Here is a 14,704-nt window from a genome sequence, read left to right as displayed (position 1 = left end):
CCCGCAAGCGGGAGAGGGAGCCGACTGCCAATGCCGCCGCATCGTGCACACCATATGCGATCGCCCTACTCTCCTGGAGGGAGGGTAAGAGAGAGAGCCAGCGCCTTCGCACATGACGAACGCCATCCGCTCGGCTAGATTGCCCTTACAAAAACAAGACGAATTGTCCGGGAGGAGAGGCGTGCACCAGGGACGTGTCGTTTTCGGCGCGATCGAGGAGGTCGTGTTCGGCCATCCTGCAACTGAGGCCATCGTCGCGCAGATGGACCGGCTGGGAACGCGCCGCGCCTTCCTGATGGTTTCGGGCACGCTGAACCGGCAGACCGACGAAATCAGCAAGATCAAGGAAGCTCTGGGACCACGCTGTGCCGGCCTGTTCGACGCCATGCCGGCGCACACGCCGCGCGAGGCGGTGATCGCGGCAACCAACGCGGCGCGCGAGGCCGGCGCCGATTTGATCGTCACCGTGGGCGGCGGCTCGATCACCGACGGCGCCAAGGCGGTGCAGCTTTGTCTCGCCAATGGCATCAACGATATCGATGGCATCGAGCGGATCCGCGTGCACAAGGGCGTCGCACCGGAGATGACGGCGCCGACGGTGCGCCAGGTCAGCGTGCCCACCACGATCGCCGGCGGCGAGTTCAGCTCAATCGCGGGGGTTACCGACCTCAGCACCCATGTGAAGCAGATGCTGCGGCATCCGCTCGCCGTGCCGCGCGCGACCATCCTCGATCCCGCCATCACCGTGCACACGCCGGAATGGCTGTTCCTGTCGACCGGCATCCGCGCCATCGACCATTGCGTCGAAGCGATCTGCTCGCGCGAGACGCATCCCTATGCCGACGCGCAAGCGGTGAAGGGCCTCGCCATGCTCGCCGACGCGCTGCCGCGGGTGAAAGCCGACCCCGCCGATCTCGACGCACGGATGGATGCGCAGATCGGGACCTGGCTGTCGATGGGGGCGCTCGCCGCCGGCGTGCCGATGGGGGCGAGCCACGGCATCGGCTACGTGCTGGGCGCGGCCTTCGACGTACCGCACGGCTACACTTCCTGCATCATGCTGCCGGCGGTGATGCGCTGGAATGCGAGCGCCAATGCCGAGCGGCAGATGATCGTCGCGGCCGCCATGGGCTTTCCCGGCCACAACGCCGCCGACGTGCTCGATGCCTTCATCCGCTCGCTCGGCATGCCGCGCAGCCTCGCAGAGGTGCGTGTATCGCCCGAGCATTTCGAGACAATCGCCGAGCAGGCGATGCGCACCAACTGGATCCCGCGCAACCCGCGCAAGATCGAAGGCCCGGCGCAGGTGCGCGAAATCCTGCTTCTCGCCGCATAATCCAAAGCCGGAGGATAGATGTACCCAGGTCAGCATGCCCGCCTACGCCCGCTGCAGCCCGCCTTCATCATGGCGGCCACAGGCGAGGCCGTCACCTATCGCGAGCTCGATGCGCGCAGCAACCGGCTGGCCCATCTGTTCCGCCAGCACGGCCTGAAGCGGCTCGACCATTACTCGATCTTCATGGAGAACAATTCGCGCTATCTGGAGGCCTGCGGCGCCGGCGAACGCTCCGGGCTGTACTACACCTGCATCAACTCCTTCCTGACGCCAGGCGAGCTCGCTTATTTGCTCGTCAACAGCCAGTCGAAGATCCTGATCACCTCGGTGGCGAAGCTCGACATCGCCCGCGAGGCGATCAAGGCCTGCCCCGATATCAAGCTCTGCATCGTCGCCGACGGCCCGGGCGAGAGCGAGCGCATCGTCGGACTTGCGGACGTGACCGCGGATATGCCGGCGACACCGATCGCGGACGAGTGGCTCGGCACGGCCATGCTCTATTCGTCCGGCACGACGGGACGGCCGAAAGGCATTCTGCGGCCGCTGCCGGAGGAGCCGCCGAAGCATAATCTGCCGCTGTTCGATTTCCTGACCAAGCTCTGGCACTACCGCGAGGGCATGGTTTACCTCTCGCCGGCCCCGCTCTATCACTCGGCGCCGCAGGCGGCCGTGAACCTCACGATCCGCATGGGCGGCACCGTGATCATCATGGAGAGCTTCGATCCCGAGCGTTACCTCGAGCTCGTCCAGCGGTGGGGTATCACCCACACCCAGCTGGTGCCGACCATGTTCTCGCGCATGCTGAAGTTGCCGGAGGAGGTGCGCGGCCGCTACGACCTTTCGTCGCTGGAGATTGCGATCCACGCCGCCGCGCCCTGCCCGGCCCTGGTCAAGGACGACATCATCAAATGGTGGGGCCCGATCATCCACGAATATTACGGCGCCACGGAGGGCCTCGGCTTCACCGCCTGCAACAGCGAGGAATGGCTTAGCCATCGCGGCACCGTCGGCAAGGTGCTGCTCGGCGACCTCCACATCCTCGACGAGAACATGCGGGAATGCCCGACCGGAACCCCGGGCCAGGTCTGGTTCAAGACCGCCTCGCCGTTCGAATATTTCAACGATCCGGAGAAGACCAAGGAGGCGCGTTCGGCCGACGGCAGCATGAGCACGGTCGGCGACGTCGGCTATGTCGACGCCGACCGGTTTCTCTACCTCACCGATCGCGCCACCTTCATGATCATCTCCGGTGGCGTGAACATCTACCCCCAGGAATGCGAGAATTTGCTGATCACCCATCCAAAGGTCGCCGATGCCGCGGTGTTCGGCGTCCCCAATCCCGATCTCGGCGAAGAGGTGAAGGCGGTGGTGCAGCCGATGCCTGATGTCTTGCCGGACGAGGCCCTCGCCGAAGAGCTGATCGCATTCTGCGCAAAATCGCTGTCACGGCAGAAGGTGCCGCGCTCGGTCGATTTCGAGAAGGAATTGCCGCGGCTGCCGACCGGGAAGTTGTACAAGCGGCTGCTGCGGGACCGGTATTGGGGGAACAAGGCGTCGCGGATTGTGTGAGGGCGCGGCGGCGAGCTTGTTGATACGATTGCGCGCAACACCAGCACCGGAACCATCTCTTCGCACATGCACTCTCATATCGTGAGCATGAAGACCTGCGGCCTTCGGTCATCCGAATTGTCGAGGCGGCATGCGGCCTTACCGGTTGCCTCCCTCGACTCGCGTGCTATCGTCGCGACAAACAGGCCGCAAAGGCCAAAAAGACTGATGTCCAGGGAGGATGAGCATGCGGAGCGTGTGGGCGCTCGCCGCAATGGCGGCGCTATCTGTGCTGACGGCCTCAACCACCACGCTCGCCGGCGAGCCCAAGCAGGGCGGGACCTCGCGGATGTATCACCGCGACAGTCCGGCAAACGCGTCGATCCTCGAGGGCGCGACCTATTCGGTCAACGTGCCGTTCATGGGCGTCTTCAATAACCTCGTCATTTATGACCAGCACATCGCGCAGAACAGTCCTGAGACCCTCCGGCCCGAACTGGCTGAAAGCTGGTCCTGGGGCAACGACAACAAGAAGCTGACGTTCAAGCTGCGCCAGGGTGTCAAATGGCATGACGGCAAGCCTTTCACATCGGCCGACGTCAAATGCACCTTCGATCTCCTGATGGGCAAATCGCAGCAGAAGCTTCGGCAGAATCCGCGCAAGGCCTGGTACAACGAAGTCAACGAGATCACGACGAGCGGCGATTTCGAGGTGTCCTTCGACCTGAAGCGGCCGCAACCCTCGCTGCTTGCGATGCTGGCGTCCGGCTATACGCCGATCTATCCCTGCCACGTCTCGCCGGCGGACATGCGCACCCATCCGGTCGGAACCGGACCGTTCAAGTTCGTCGAGTTCAAGGCCAATGAATCGATCAAGCTGACGCGAAATCCGGACTATTGGAAAAAGGGCCTGCCCTATCTCGACGGCATCGAATACACGATCATCACGAACCGCTCGACCGCGATTCTCGCTTTCGTCGCCGGCAAGTTCGACATGACCTTCCCGACGCACATCACGATCCCGCTCCTGAAGGACATCAAGTCGCAGGCGCCGAACGCGACCTGCGTCGTCGAGCCGACCAACGTTTCGACCAACATCATCGTCAATTCGACGTCCGCGCCGTTCGACAACATCGATATTCGCCGGGCGGTGGCACTTGCGCTCGATCGCAAGGCCTTCGTCGACATCCTGTTCGAAGGCCAGGCCGATATCGGCGGCACCATGCTGCCACCGCCTCAGGGCATCTGGGGCATGCCCAAGGACAAGCTCGAGACCATTCCGGGCTACGGCCGGGACGTGAACGCGAATCGGGAAGAGGCAAAGAAGCTGATGCAGAAGGCGGGCTACGGTCCTGACAAGCATCTCGCGGTGAAGGTCTCGACGCGCAATCTGGCGGAATATCGCGACCCCGCCGTCATCCTGATCGACCAGCTCAAGAGCATCTATATCGACGGCGAGCTCGACGTCGTGGAAACCGCGAACTGGTTCCCGAAAGTCGCGCGCAAGGATTACATGCTCGGCCTCAACCTGACCGGCAACTCCGTCGACGACCCCGATCAGTCCTTTTACGAAAACTATTCCTGCGGGTCGGAGCGGAACTACACCAATTACTGCAACAAGGAGATCGAGAAGCTGTTCGACGTGCAGTCGCAGGAGACCGACGCCAGCAAGCGCAAGCCGCTGGTGTGGGACATCGACAAGAAGCTGCAGGAGGACGTTGCCCGTCCGATCATCTTCCACGCACGGGCCGGCACCTGCTGGCAGCCCTACGTCAAGGGCATCACGATCATGTCGAACAGCTCCTATAACGGCTTTCGCTACGAGGACGCGTGGCTCGACAAGTAGCGCGGCAGGCTGAAGGCTTCGGGATTTTGGTTTTGAGCATGATCTTGTCGGAAAACCGCTGCGCACCTTTCCGGATCATGCTCTAGCGGCTCGCGGAGGGCGAAGGATGTTTGCCTATCTGGTGCGACGCCTGTTCCTGATGCTCGTGACCCTGTTCGGGATCTCGGTCGTCATCTTCGTCCTGCTGCGCATCGTGCCCGGTAACATCGTCGACATCCTGTTCGCAGCCGCCGGCTATGTCGATCCCGCCGACAAGGCCAATCTGGAGAAGGAGCTCGGCATCGACCAGCCGCTGATCGTGCAATATTGGCATTGGATCAGCGGTTTTCTGCACGGCGACTTCGGCTACTCCTACGTCTCCGAAAAGCCCGCGCTGCAGGAGATATTGCCGCGGATTCCGATCACGGCAAAGCTAGCCGGCCTCGCGCTGCTATTCTCGGCCTCGATCGGTATTCCGCTCGGCGTCATCAGCGCGGTGAAGCAGGGCACACGGCTGGATTACGCATTGCGTGTCGTCAGCTTGAGCGGCTTGTCGCTGCCCTCGTTCTGGCTCGGCCTGCTCATCCTGACTGCGTCGGTGGCGATGTTCGGCCAGATGCCGATCTTCAATCCAAACCCGAAGACCTGGCTCGAGGCGTTCGCAACCTACGCCGTACCGGCCGCCGCGGTCGGTTTCCGCAGCGCCGCGCTGACCATGCGCATCACGCGATCCTCGATGCTGGAGGTGCTGCGGCAGGACTACATCCGCACCGCGCGCGCCAAGGGCGCCTCCGATGCCGCCGTGAACTATCACCACGCGCTGAAGAACGCGATCCTGCCGGTGATCACCGTGATCGGCATCGAGGCTGCGTTCCTGATCGGCGGCCTCATCGTCACCGAGACGGTGTTCAACATCCCCGGCGTCGCCCGCTTCCTGGTCGAGGCGATCCGCTGGCGCGACTATCCGATCGTGCAGAACCTCGTGATGCTGATCGCGGTCGTGGTGGTGAGCGCGAATTTCATCGTCGACATGCTCTACGCCGTGTTCGATCCGCGCATCAGATACACGGATTAGGAGATCAATTTGGCCGCGATCGACTTCGACGTTGAACTGAGGCAGGCCGGCGCGCATGCGACCGGGGGCTGGCGCCGCGTACTGTTTTTGGCACAGCGGCATGTGCTGGGCGCCGCGGGCCTCGTCATCATGACCGTGTTCGTATTCACGGCCGTCTTCGCCGATTTCATCGCGCGCTACGATCCCCTGTCGATCGATTCGGCCCGCGCTCTCGCCCGCCCGAGCCTGGCGCACTGGATGGGAACGGACTCCTTCGGCCGCGACGTGTTCAGCCGCATCATCCACGGCGCGCGGATCTCGCTGGCGGTCGGGATCGGCTCGACCGCGCTTGGCGGCACGATCGGCGTCATCGTCGGCCTCACCTCCGGCTATCTCTCCGGCTGGGTCGATCTCGTGTTCCAGCGCGTCTCCGACGTCCTCCAGGCGCTGCCGCTGCTGGTCCTGGCGCTGGTGATGACGGCGGCACTGGGCCCATCGCTGCCGAACGTGATCATTGCGATTGCCATTCCGCTGATCCCGACGGTCGCGCGTGTCATCCGCGCCAACACGCTGGCGCTGCGCGAACTCCCCTTTATCGAAGCCGCCAAGTCGATCGGCATGAGCGAAGTGCGCATCGCGCTCCGCCACGTGCTGCCGAACACGCTGGCGCCGCTGATCGTACTCGCGACCGCCCAGCTCGGCTCGACCATCCTCACCGAGGCCTCGCTCTCCTTCCTCGGCCTCGGCATTCCCGAGCCTTATCCATCCTGGGGCCGCATGCTCTCGGAGTCGGCCGCCGAATATGTCCGCACCGCGCCGTGGCTGGTGATCTTCCCGGGCATCGCGATCAGCCTCGCCGTGTTCGGCGCCAATTTGTTCGGCGACGCCTTGCGCGACATTCTTGATCCGAGGCAACGCGGCTGATGGCTGACAAACCCGACCTCGTGCTCGATGTGAAGAACCTGAAAACGGTATTCTTCACCAATTCCGGCCTGTTCAAAGCGGTCGACGACGTCTCCTTTACCGTGAAGCGCGGCGAGACGCTGGCGATCGTCGGCGAATCCGGCTGCGGCAAGAGCGTCACCGCGCTGTCGCTGATGCGGCTGGTGCCGGATCCGCCCGGCCGCATCGTCGGCGGCTCCGTCTCGCTCGAGGGCACCGACCTGCTGGCACTGGATGAAGCGGAGATGCGTGCCATCAGGGGCAACCGCATCTCGATGATCTTCCAGGAGCCGATGACCTCGCTCAATCCCGTGATGCGGATCGGCGACCAGATCGTCGAGGCGGTGCGGCTGCACCGGAACATCCCGGCCAAAGAGGCCCAGAATATCGCCGTCGAGATGCTGCGCCTGGTCCGTATTCCCGAACCGGCGCGGCGCGCGAAGGAATATCCGCATCAACTCTCCGGCGGCATGCGCCAGCGCGCGATGATCGCGATGGCGCTGGCCTGCCGACCGGCGCTGCTGATCGCGGACGAGCCAACCACCGCGCTCGACGTCACCATCCAGGCGCAGATTCTGGCGCTGATCCTCGACCTGCAGAAGGAACTCGGCACCGGGCTCGTGCTGATCACGCACGATCTCGGCGTGGTCGCGCAGACGGCGCAGCGCGTGATCGTGATGTATGCGGGCCGCAAGGTCGAGGAAGCCAGCGTCGAAGCGCTGTTCGCCGCGCCGAAGCACCCTTATACGCGCGGGCTGATGGCCTCGATCCCGGCGGTGCCGGCATCCGGCGTCGCGGCGCCGGCACGGCTGAACGAAATTCCCGGCACCGTGCCGTCGCTGGTGCGGCTACCGAAGGGATGCGCCTTCGCGCCGCGCTGCAAGCTCGCGATCAAGCGCTGCGAGGCTGAATATCCGCCGCTTGCGGATTGGGGCGGCGGACATCTTGCCGCCTGCTGGCGTGCGGAAGAAGTCGCGGAGGTGGCATGAGCGAAGTTCTGCTCGAAGTCACCAACCTCAAGAAGCACTACCCGGTACGGGCCGGTGTGCTGCGCCGGCAGGTCGGCACCGTGCACTCGGTCGACGGCGTCTCGTTCTCGCTGCATGCCGGCGAGACACTCGGGCTCGTCGGCGAGTCCGGTTGCGGCAAGTCGACGGTGGCGCGCAGCGTGTTGCGGCTGGTCGAGCCGACCTCGGGCCAGATTCACCTCGACGGCGAGGATATCACCCATCTGTCCAAGGCAGCACTGCGCCCGCACCGGCGCTCGATGCAGATCGTCTTCCAGGACCCGTTCGCCTCGCTCAATCCGCGCATGACCGCCGGCGACATCGTTGGCGAGCCGCTTGCGGTGCACGGGCTCGCCAGCGGCAAGGAACTGGAGGCGCGGGTCGCAACGCTGTTCGAGCAGGTGGGCTTGCGAGCCGACCAGATGGACAACTTCCCGCATCAATTCTCCGGCGGCCAGCGCCAGCGCATCTGCATCGCGCGCGCACTGGCGCTGGAGCCGCGCCTGATCGTCTGCGACGAGCCGGTCTCCGCGCTCGACGTCTCGATCCAGGCGCAGGTGATCAACCTGCTGATCGACCTGCAGCGCCAGCACGGCTTCTCCTATCTGTTCATCGCGCACGACCTCGCCGTGGTCGCGCACATCAGCCACCGCGTCGCCGTGATGTATCTCGGCCGCATCGTCGAGATCGCGGGCAAGGACGAGCTGTTCCGCAATCCGCGCCATCCCTACACGCAGGCCCTGCTCGCCTCAGTTCCGGTCGCAAATCCGCTCGCGAAGAAGCTCGCGCCGCTGGTCGACGGCGATGTGCCGAGCCCGGTCAATCCACCGCCTGGCTGTGCATTCCACACCCGCTGCCGGTTTGCGATGGAGCGATGCAAGGTCGAGCGGCCCGCGCTGCTGGATGCGGGCAACGGGCATCAGGTGGCGTGTCTGCTCAATGAGGGCACGGGGCGGAGCAACACAGTCCCGTAGGGTAGGTTAGCCTTGCGGACTGCGCGAAGCGTGGTCCGCAAGGCGTAACCCACCACTTCTGTTTCCGCGGAGCTCAAAGAGGTGGATTACGCCAGCGGACCGCGCTTCGCGCGGCCGCCGGCTAATCCACCCTACGCTCGGGTACGATTGCGGAGCGTGCTGATCACCGGCCAGGCCGCCAGCGCTGCGGCCAGATGCTTGAGCGTGTGGCCCGAGACGATGTGTCCTGTCGCTTCGAAAATGAGCGCGTCACCGAGTTCGAAAAGCTTCGCCAGCACATAAAAGAAGATCACGCCGCCGAGCGGCACGCCGAGCGCGCCAGGCTGCGGCCGCGCCAACGCCAGTCCCACGGCAAGTGCCATGCCGCCGAACTGCACGACCACCCATGGCGTGAGATTCTCGCGTGCCACCCAGGCAGCAAGCAAGCCCGCAACCATCATCAGCACCAGCACCGCCTCGCCGGCGCGCACACTGACGCGCTCACTGGCCGCGATGCCCAGAAAGCCTGCGAATGCCACCGCCATGCCGAGACGATCAGCCACGAGCCGTTGCGGCATGTCGGGGTCCAGATGATAGAACCCTGAGCCCAGGCAGGTGAGGATCAGGCCGACGAAAAACCAGCTTGCACCCACGGGCGCATCATGGCGGGCGCGCAACCGCTCCGAGCCCCAGACGCCCATCGCGAGAAAGGCGAGATTGCTCAGCACATCGCCTGCGTTGGGCACGCCGAGCCAGGTGCGACTGTCGACGAAGTGCGGGATGTGCCAAGCGGCGGCGGGCAGCGCGGGGGCAAGGAGCGCCGACAGCGCCAGAACGGAGAGGGCCCCAATCAGGTATCTCTCGCGGAGTTGTGGGGCGGCGAACGAGAAGCGGCGGGATACCGACGGGAGCGTCGGATTGGTTGCTTGGGCGGGATCATTGACGCGCAACATGCCGGCTCCAAAATTGAACAACGTTCATTATTTGTAGCTGGAAGATGAACGACGTTCAAATTGAATTTCTCCCCTTGCGCCAATACGCAATTAAGCAACTGAAATAATAAGGGAATTTTTATCGCACGCGAGATGCCGTAGGGTGGGCAAAGCGGAGCGTGCCCACCATGCCTCTCCGCCCCTTTTGAACATCGATGGTGGGCACGGCGCTTTGCGCCTTTGCCCACCCTACGAGTGCGGAGTTCGTGGCGCCGACTATGCCCCGATCTCTGCAACGATCCTGCCCGTCGTCACCTGCTCGCCTTCGGCGACGTCGATAGCCGCCACCACGCCGTCGACGCCGGCCTTGTGGACGTGCTCCATCTTCATCGCTTCAAGCGTCAGAACCGGTTGGCCAGCGGTGACGCGGTCACCCGGCTTGACCAGGACGGCGACGACGCGGCCGTTCATGGCGGCGCGCACCTTGCCGTCGCCGCCATTGGCAGCAGTGGCCTTCGGCGCGGCGAGCGTGAGATCGCTGACCGCGAGCGGGATGCCACGGTGCTGGAGGTAGAGGCGGTCGCCGTCGCGCAGGAATTTTGCACTATCCATCAAGCCATCGTGGCGGAAGCGGACGGCGTCGGCGTCGAGTTGATCAATTTCGAATGTGTTTCGCTGGCCGTCGATGGCAACGGTGTAGCTACCATCGCGCTCGCGCGTGACTTCGAGTTCGTATGTCTGACCGGCGATCTCGATCTTCGCTGGCAGGGGAAAGGTGGCAGCGAGGCTCCGCCCGCCCTGCCATGACGGTGTGCGCGGGTTGGTGATATAGAGCAGCAGGCCCGCCAGCGCCAAGTCAAATGCCGCGTTCGCGCGCGGTGCCAGCAGCTCGTCGCGATGCGTACCGATGAAGGCCGTCGTCGCCTCGCCTGTGGCAAAGCCGGGATGACGGAGGCAGGACATCAGGAACGCCTGATTGGTCGTCACGCCAAATGCGGTGAGCTGCTCGAGGCCGACGATCAGCCGCCCCCTCGCCTCCTCGCGGCTCGCGCCATGGCTGATCACCTTGGCGATCATGGAATCGTAGAACGGCGGGATCTCCGAGCCCGATCGCAGCGCGTGCTCGACACGGATGCCGTCAGGCACCTGCCAGCGCGCCATGCGGCCCGACTGCGGCATGAAGTCGTGCGCGGCATCTTCCGAGCACAGCCGCACCTCGATGGCATGGCCGGAGAACTTGACGTCCTGCTGTTTCACCGGCAGCGGCTCGCCGCGCGCGACACGCAGCTGCAGCTCGACCAGATCGAGCCCGGTGATCGCCTCGGTCACGGGATGCTCGACCTGGAGACGCGTGTTCATCTCCATGAAGTAGAATTCGCCGCTGGCATCGAGCAAGAATTCCAGCGTGCCGGCACCTTCGTAACGCAGCGCCTTCACCGCGGCGACCGCGACTTCACCCATCTTCGCGCGCAACACCGGCGTCACCGCAGGCGACGGCGCCTCCTCAATCAACTTCTGGTGCCGCCGCTGCACCGAGCAGTCACGCTCGCCGAGATGGATGGCGTTGCCATGGCTGTCGCCGAACACCTGGATCTCGATATGGCGCGGGTTCTGAATGGCGCGTTCGAGAATGACGGTGGGGTCGCCGAACGCCGCCTTCGCCTCCGACCGCGCACTGCGCAGCGCATCCGGGAAGGACGCCGCGTCCGTCACGAGCCGCATGCCACGACCGCCGCCGCCGGCGACCGCCTTGATCATCACGGGAAAGCCGATCTTCCTGGCCTCCGCCAGCATGACTTCATCGCCTTGATCGGCACCCTGATAGCCGGGCACGCAGGGCACGCCGGCCTTCCTCATGATCTCCTTGGCGCCGGCCTTGTTGCCCATCGCCTCGATCGCCTGTGGCGACGGGCCGATGAAGACCAGGCCCGCATCCTTGCAGGCTTGCGCGAAGTCTTCGTTCTCGGCGAGGAAGCCGTAGCCGGGATGAACCGCATCTGCGCCGCTCGCTTTCGCCGCGGCGATGATCGCGGGGATGTTGAGATAGGATTGCGCCGGCAAGGCTTCGCCGATGCGCACGGCCTGATCCGCCTGCTGCACATGGATCGCATCGCGATCCGCGTCCGAATAGACCGCGACGACGCCGAGGCCGAGCTGCCGGGCGCTGCGCATCACGCGCAGTGCGATCTCGCCGCGATTGGCGACCAGGACCTTGAAGAACGGCCGGTGCTGCACTGATCCGTTCCTCATGGGCGGGCCACCGAGAACTGCATACGCTGCGGCGTTCGCGCGTCGCCCTCGCGGCAGATCGCGAGCACTTCGGACAGCACCGCGCGGGTGTCGCGCGGGTCGATCACGCCGTCGTCGAGAACCCGGGCACTGGTCGAGAATACATCCATCTGGCCGTCGAACACGCCGATGATCTGCGCCTTCATGGCATCGAGCTTGTCCTTTTCGACCGGCTTGCCGCGGCGGGCCGCTGCGGCTTCCGTCACGATAGCCATGGTTTCAGCCGCCTGCTCGCCGCCCATCACGGCGGTCTTGGCGTTGGGCCAGGAGAAGCAGAAGCGCGGATGGAAGCCGCGGCCGCACATGCCGTAATTGCCGGCGCCGAACGAGGCGCCGCAATAGACGGTGATCTGCGGCACCGTCGCCGAGGTCACCGCCTGGATCATCTTCGAGCCGTGCTTGATCATGCCGGCTTCTTCATAGGCCTTGCCGACCATGTAGCCGGTGGTGTTGTTGAGATAGAGGATCGGCGTGCGGGTCTGGCAGCACGCCTGGATGAAATGTGTCGCCTTGTTGGCGCCGGCGGGATCGAGCGGCCCGTTGTTGGTGATGATGCCGATCGCCTGTCCTTCGATGCGGGCGTGGCCGCAGACGGTGGCGGGTCCGTAGTTCGGTGCCATCTCGGTGAAATCGGAATCGTCGACGATACGTGCGATCACCTGCTTCATGTCGACGGAGCGCTTGTGGTCCATCGGCATGATGCCGAGCAGCTCGTCCTGGTCATAGCGTGGTGATTTGAATGCCGACGCCGTCCTGCCCGGCCGTTCCCATTGCAGCGCCGCCATGATCTCGCGCGCGATGCGAAGGGCATCGCGGTCGTCCTCGGCGAGGTAGTCGCCGAGACCGGACACTTGCGTGTGCATCTCGGCGCCACCGAGCTCTTCTTCCGTAGCGATCTCGCCGGTCGCGGCCTTCAGCAGCGGCGGCCCCGCGAGGAAGGCGCGCGTGCGGCCGCGCACCATGACGATGTAGTCGGAGAGGCCCGTCTGATAGGCGCCGCCGGCAGTCGAGGAGCCGTGCGTGACGGTGACGACGGGCAGGCCTGCCGCAGAGAGCCGCGCCAGATTGCGAAAAATGTTGCCGCCGCGGACAAAGTCCTCGACGCGGTAGCGCAACAGGTTGGCGCCGGCGCTTTCGACCAGTTGCACATAGGGCAGCTTGTTCTCCAACGCGAGCTCCTGCACCCGCAGCGTCTTGTCGAGGCCGTAAGGCTGCAGCGCGCCGGCATCGATACCGGAATCGCTGGCGCTGACCATGCAGCGGATGCCCGAGACGAAGCCGATGCCCGCGATGACGCCGCCGCCGGGCACGCTCTTGGTCGCGTCCGGTACATCGAACATGTAGCCGGCGAGCGTCGACAGCTCGATGAAAGGCGCACCGGGATCTAGCACCAGCGCGACGCGCTCGCGCGGCAGCAGTTGGCCGCGCTTGTGAAAGCGATCCTTCGCCGCCGCCGACGCCGCGCGGGTGCGCTCTTCCAGCGCGCGCATGCGGTCGATGAGGCCGAGCATGCCGTCGCGGTTGGCGTGGTAGGCGGCGCCGCCGGGGGAGATGGTGTTTTCGAGAATGGACATGACTCTATCCTACCCGTCATTGCGAGGAGCGAAGCGACGAAGCAATCCAGTCTGTTTCCGCGGATGCACTCTGGATTGCTTCGCTTCGCTCGCAATGACGGCTGGGGCTACATTCAGCGATTCGTCCCAAAGATCTTCCGCGCCTCGGCGGGGCTTGCGATCTCGCGGCCGGCACGGCGGGCACAGGCGGCGACGGCCTCGATCAGCTGGCCGTTCGACGTCACCTTCTTGCCGTCGGCGAGATAGAAGGTGTCCTCGAGACCGGTGCGCAGGTGGCCACCGAGCTCGGCGCAGCGCTGGTGCAGCGGCCAGATCTCCTCGCGGCCGATCGCGGTGACCTGAAACTGCGCCTCGGGACGTTTCAGCTTGATCAGGATCGGCAGCAGCTCCGGATCCGAAGGCATTCCCGACGCGACGCCCATCACAAAATTATACTCGAGCGGTCCCTTGTACATGCCGACCTGCGTGTACATGCCGACGCAACGGACGATGCCGACGTCGAAGCATTCGAACTCGGGAATGGTGCCGACCGCGTTCATGACGTCGAGATAGTCCTTCACCTTCTCGACCGCGTTGTCGAACATCATCGGTGGCCAGGCCCAATTATTGTCGGCCTTCACCTTCAGATAATTCAGCGAGCCGGCGTTGCAGGCGGCGATCTCCGGCTTGGTCTCACGGATGCAGTCGAGCGCGCCGGAGTAGTTCGGCCCTGACACCCCCGAGGTGTGATTGATGATCACGCCGGGACAGGCTTCACGGATCGCCTGCTGGATCTCCCTGCTGACGGCGACCTCCCAGGACGGCAGATGGCCCTTGCCCGGCGCCTGCTGACGCAGGTGGATGTGCATGACGGACGCACCGGCGTCGAACGCAGCCTTGGCCTCGCGCGCCATCTGCTCGGGCGTCACGGGCACATTGTGCTGCTTGGGGTCGGTGAGCACGCCGTTCAGCGCGCAGGTGATGACGGCCTTGTCGCTCATGCCTTGGATATCTCGCACGTTGAGAATTCAACGCTTGCGATCATGGGATGGGTGGCATGCGGCTTCTTGCGCGGAGAAGCTGGAAAACACGACGAATTCGTAGGGTGGGCAAAGCCAAGCGTGCCCACCATCTTTGCCAGTTGCCGAGAGGTGGTGGGCACGGCGCAAGAGCGCCTTTGCCCACCCTTGTAATAGCGCGATCGTTTATCTTTGACCTGTTCCATGAGGAATGGCCTGCCGCGGTTTGCACCCCGCGACAGGCCG

Annotated in this window: 12 protein-coding genes; 7 read left to right on the top strand and 5 right to left on the bottom strand. The window is 64.6% G+C overall.

The features are described from left to right. Nucleotides 1-181 precede the first annotated feature (181 nt). The 7 genes from GGD66_RS40765 (at nucleotide 182) to GGD66_RS40735 (ending at nucleotide 8,686) form a co-directional block, all read left to right on the top strand. Complete coding sequence (locus GGD66_RS40765) at nucleotides 182-1,336, top strand: iron-containing alcohol dehydrogenase (RefSeq protein WP_183262214.1); 1,155 nt, start codon at nucleotides 182-184, stop codon at nucleotides 1,334-1,336. 18 nt (nucleotides 1,337-1,354) lie between these two features. After that, a complete protein-coding gene (locus GGD66_RS40760; protein ID WP_183262213.1) occupies nucleotides 1,355-2,905 on the top strand; it encodes an AMP-binding protein in 1,551 nt (516 codons plus the stop codon). A gap of 226 nt (nucleotides 2,906-3,131) precedes the next feature. Continuing rightward, nucleotides 3,132-4,730 (top strand): ABC transporter substrate-binding protein, encoded by a 1,599-nt coding sequence (locus tag GGD66_RS40755; RefSeq protein ID WP_183262211.1) that lies wholly within the window; start codon nucleotides 3,132-3,134, stop codon nucleotides 4,728-4,730. A gap of 106 nt (nucleotides 4,731-4,836) precedes the next feature. Next, on the top strand, nucleotides 4,837-5,784 hold the full coding sequence (locus GGD66_RS40750; RefSeq protein WP_018316803.1) for an ABC transporter permease: 948 nt from the start codon (nucleotides 4,837-4,839) through the stop codon (nucleotides 5,782-5,784). Nucleotides 5,785-5,793: 9 nt separating this feature from the next. Further along, nucleotides 5,794-6,687 carry an ABC transporter permease gene (locus GGD66_RS40745; protein ID WP_183262209.1) on the top strand — a complete coding sequence of 298 codons (894 nt, stop codon included), beginning with the start codon at nucleotides 5,794-5,796 and terminating at the stop codon, nucleotides 6,685-6,687. Then, complete coding sequence (locus GGD66_RS40740; protein WP_183235728.1) at nucleotides 6,687-7,694, top strand: ABC transporter ATP-binding protein; 1,008 nt, start codon at nucleotides 6,687-6,689, stop codon at nucleotides 7,692-7,694. The genes GGD66_RS40745 and GGD66_RS40740 overlap by 1 nt, the downstream gene beginning before the upstream one ends. After that, a complete protein-coding gene (locus GGD66_RS40735) occupies nucleotides 7,691-8,686 on the top strand; it encodes an ABC transporter ATP-binding protein (RefSeq protein WP_183262207.1) in 996 nt (331 codons plus the stop codon). Before GGD66_RS40740 ends, GGD66_RS40735 begins: the two co-directional genes overlap by 4 nt. A gap of 131 nt (nucleotides 8,687-8,817) precedes the next feature. Here the strand turns inward: GGD66_RS40735 and GGD66_RS40730 are convergent, their stop codons facing one another. From GGD66_RS40730 to GGD66_RS41235, 5 genes are all read right to left on the bottom strand, one after another. Next, the gene (locus GGD66_RS40730; protein ID WP_183262205.1) at nucleotides 8,818-9,618 is read right to left on the bottom strand and encodes a hypothetical protein; all 801 of its coding nucleotides are present in this window, start codon (nucleotides 9,616-9,618) and stop codon (nucleotides 8,818-8,820) included. Between the two features lie 255 nt (nucleotides 9,619-9,873). Next, on the bottom strand, nucleotides 9,874-11,847 hold the full coding sequence (locus GGD66_RS40725; protein WP_183262204.1) for an acetyl-CoA carboxylase biotin carboxylase subunit: 1,974 nt from the start codon (nucleotides 11,845-11,847) through the stop codon (nucleotides 9,874-9,876). Then, the gene (locus GGD66_RS40720; protein WP_183262201.1) at nucleotides 11,844-13,460 is read right to left on the bottom strand and encodes an acyl-CoA carboxylase subunit beta; all 1,617 of its coding nucleotides are present in this window, start codon (nucleotides 13,458-13,460) and stop codon (nucleotides 11,844-11,846) included. The genes GGD66_RS40725 and GGD66_RS40720 overlap by 4 nt, the downstream gene beginning before the upstream one ends. A gap of 113 nt (nucleotides 13,461-13,573) precedes the next feature. Then, nucleotides 13,574-14,440, bottom strand: coding sequence for a 3-keto-5-aminohexanoate cleavage protein (locus GGD66_RS40715; protein ID WP_183262199.1), 867 nt, complete (start codon nucleotides 14,438-14,440; stop codon nucleotides 13,574-13,576). Beyond that, on the bottom strand, nucleotides 14,437-14,704 hold a 268-nt coding region (locus tag GGD66_RS41235), incomplete at its 5' end, for a hypothetical protein (RefSeq protein ID WP_210321818.1). The genes GGD66_RS41235 and GGD66_RS40715, both read right to left, overlap by 4 nt.

The sequence above is a fragment of the Bradyrhizobium sp. CIR48 genome (assembly GCF_014198315.1).
Lineage (GTDB): Bacteria > Pseudomonadota > Alphaproteobacteria > Rhizobiales > Xanthobacteraceae > Bradyrhizobium.
Note: the sequence above shows the minus strand (reverse complement) of the source record. Positions and strands in the feature narration are given on the sequence as shown.

What these genes read in the sequence shown, in the direction of transcription:
- GGD66_RS40760 (WP_183262213.1), top strand. Translation starts at nt 1,355, where the DNA reads ATGTACCCAGGTCAGCATGCCCGCCTACGCCCGCTGCAGCCCGCCTTC.
- GGD66_RS40725 (WP_183262204.1), bottom strand. Translation starts at nt 11,847, where the DNA reads ATGAGGAACGGATCAGTGCAGCACCGGCCGTTCTTCAAGGTCCTGGTC.
- GGD66_RS40715 (WP_183262199.1), bottom strand. Translation starts at nt 14,440, where the DNA reads ATGAGCGACAAGGCCGTCATCACCTGCGCGCTGAACGGCGTGCTCACC.
- GGD66_RS40720 (WP_183262201.1), bottom strand. Translation starts at nt 13,460, where the DNA reads ATGTCCATTCTCGAAAACACCATCTCCCCCGGCGGCGCCGCCTACCAC.
- GGD66_RS40755 (WP_183262211.1), top strand. Translation starts at nt 3,132, where the DNA reads ATGCGGAGCGTGTGGGCGCTCGCCGCAATGGCGGCGCTATCTGTGCTG.
- GGD66_RS40750 (WP_018316803.1), top strand. Translation starts at nt 4,837, where the DNA reads ATGTTTGCCTATCTGGTGCGACGCCTGTTCCTGATGCTCGTGACCCTG.
- GGD66_RS40735 (WP_183262207.1), top strand. Translation starts at nt 7,691, where the DNA reads ATGAGCGAAGTTCTGCTCGAAGTCACCAACCTCAAGAAGCACTACCCG.
- GGD66_RS40730 (WP_183262205.1), bottom strand. Translation starts at nt 9,618, where the DNA reads ATGTTGCGCGTCAATGATCCCGCCCAAGCAACCAATCCGACGCTCCCG.
- GGD66_RS40740 (WP_183235728.1), top strand. Translation starts at nt 6,687, where the DNA reads ATGGCTGACAAACCCGACCTCGTGCTCGATGTGAAGAACCTGAAAACG.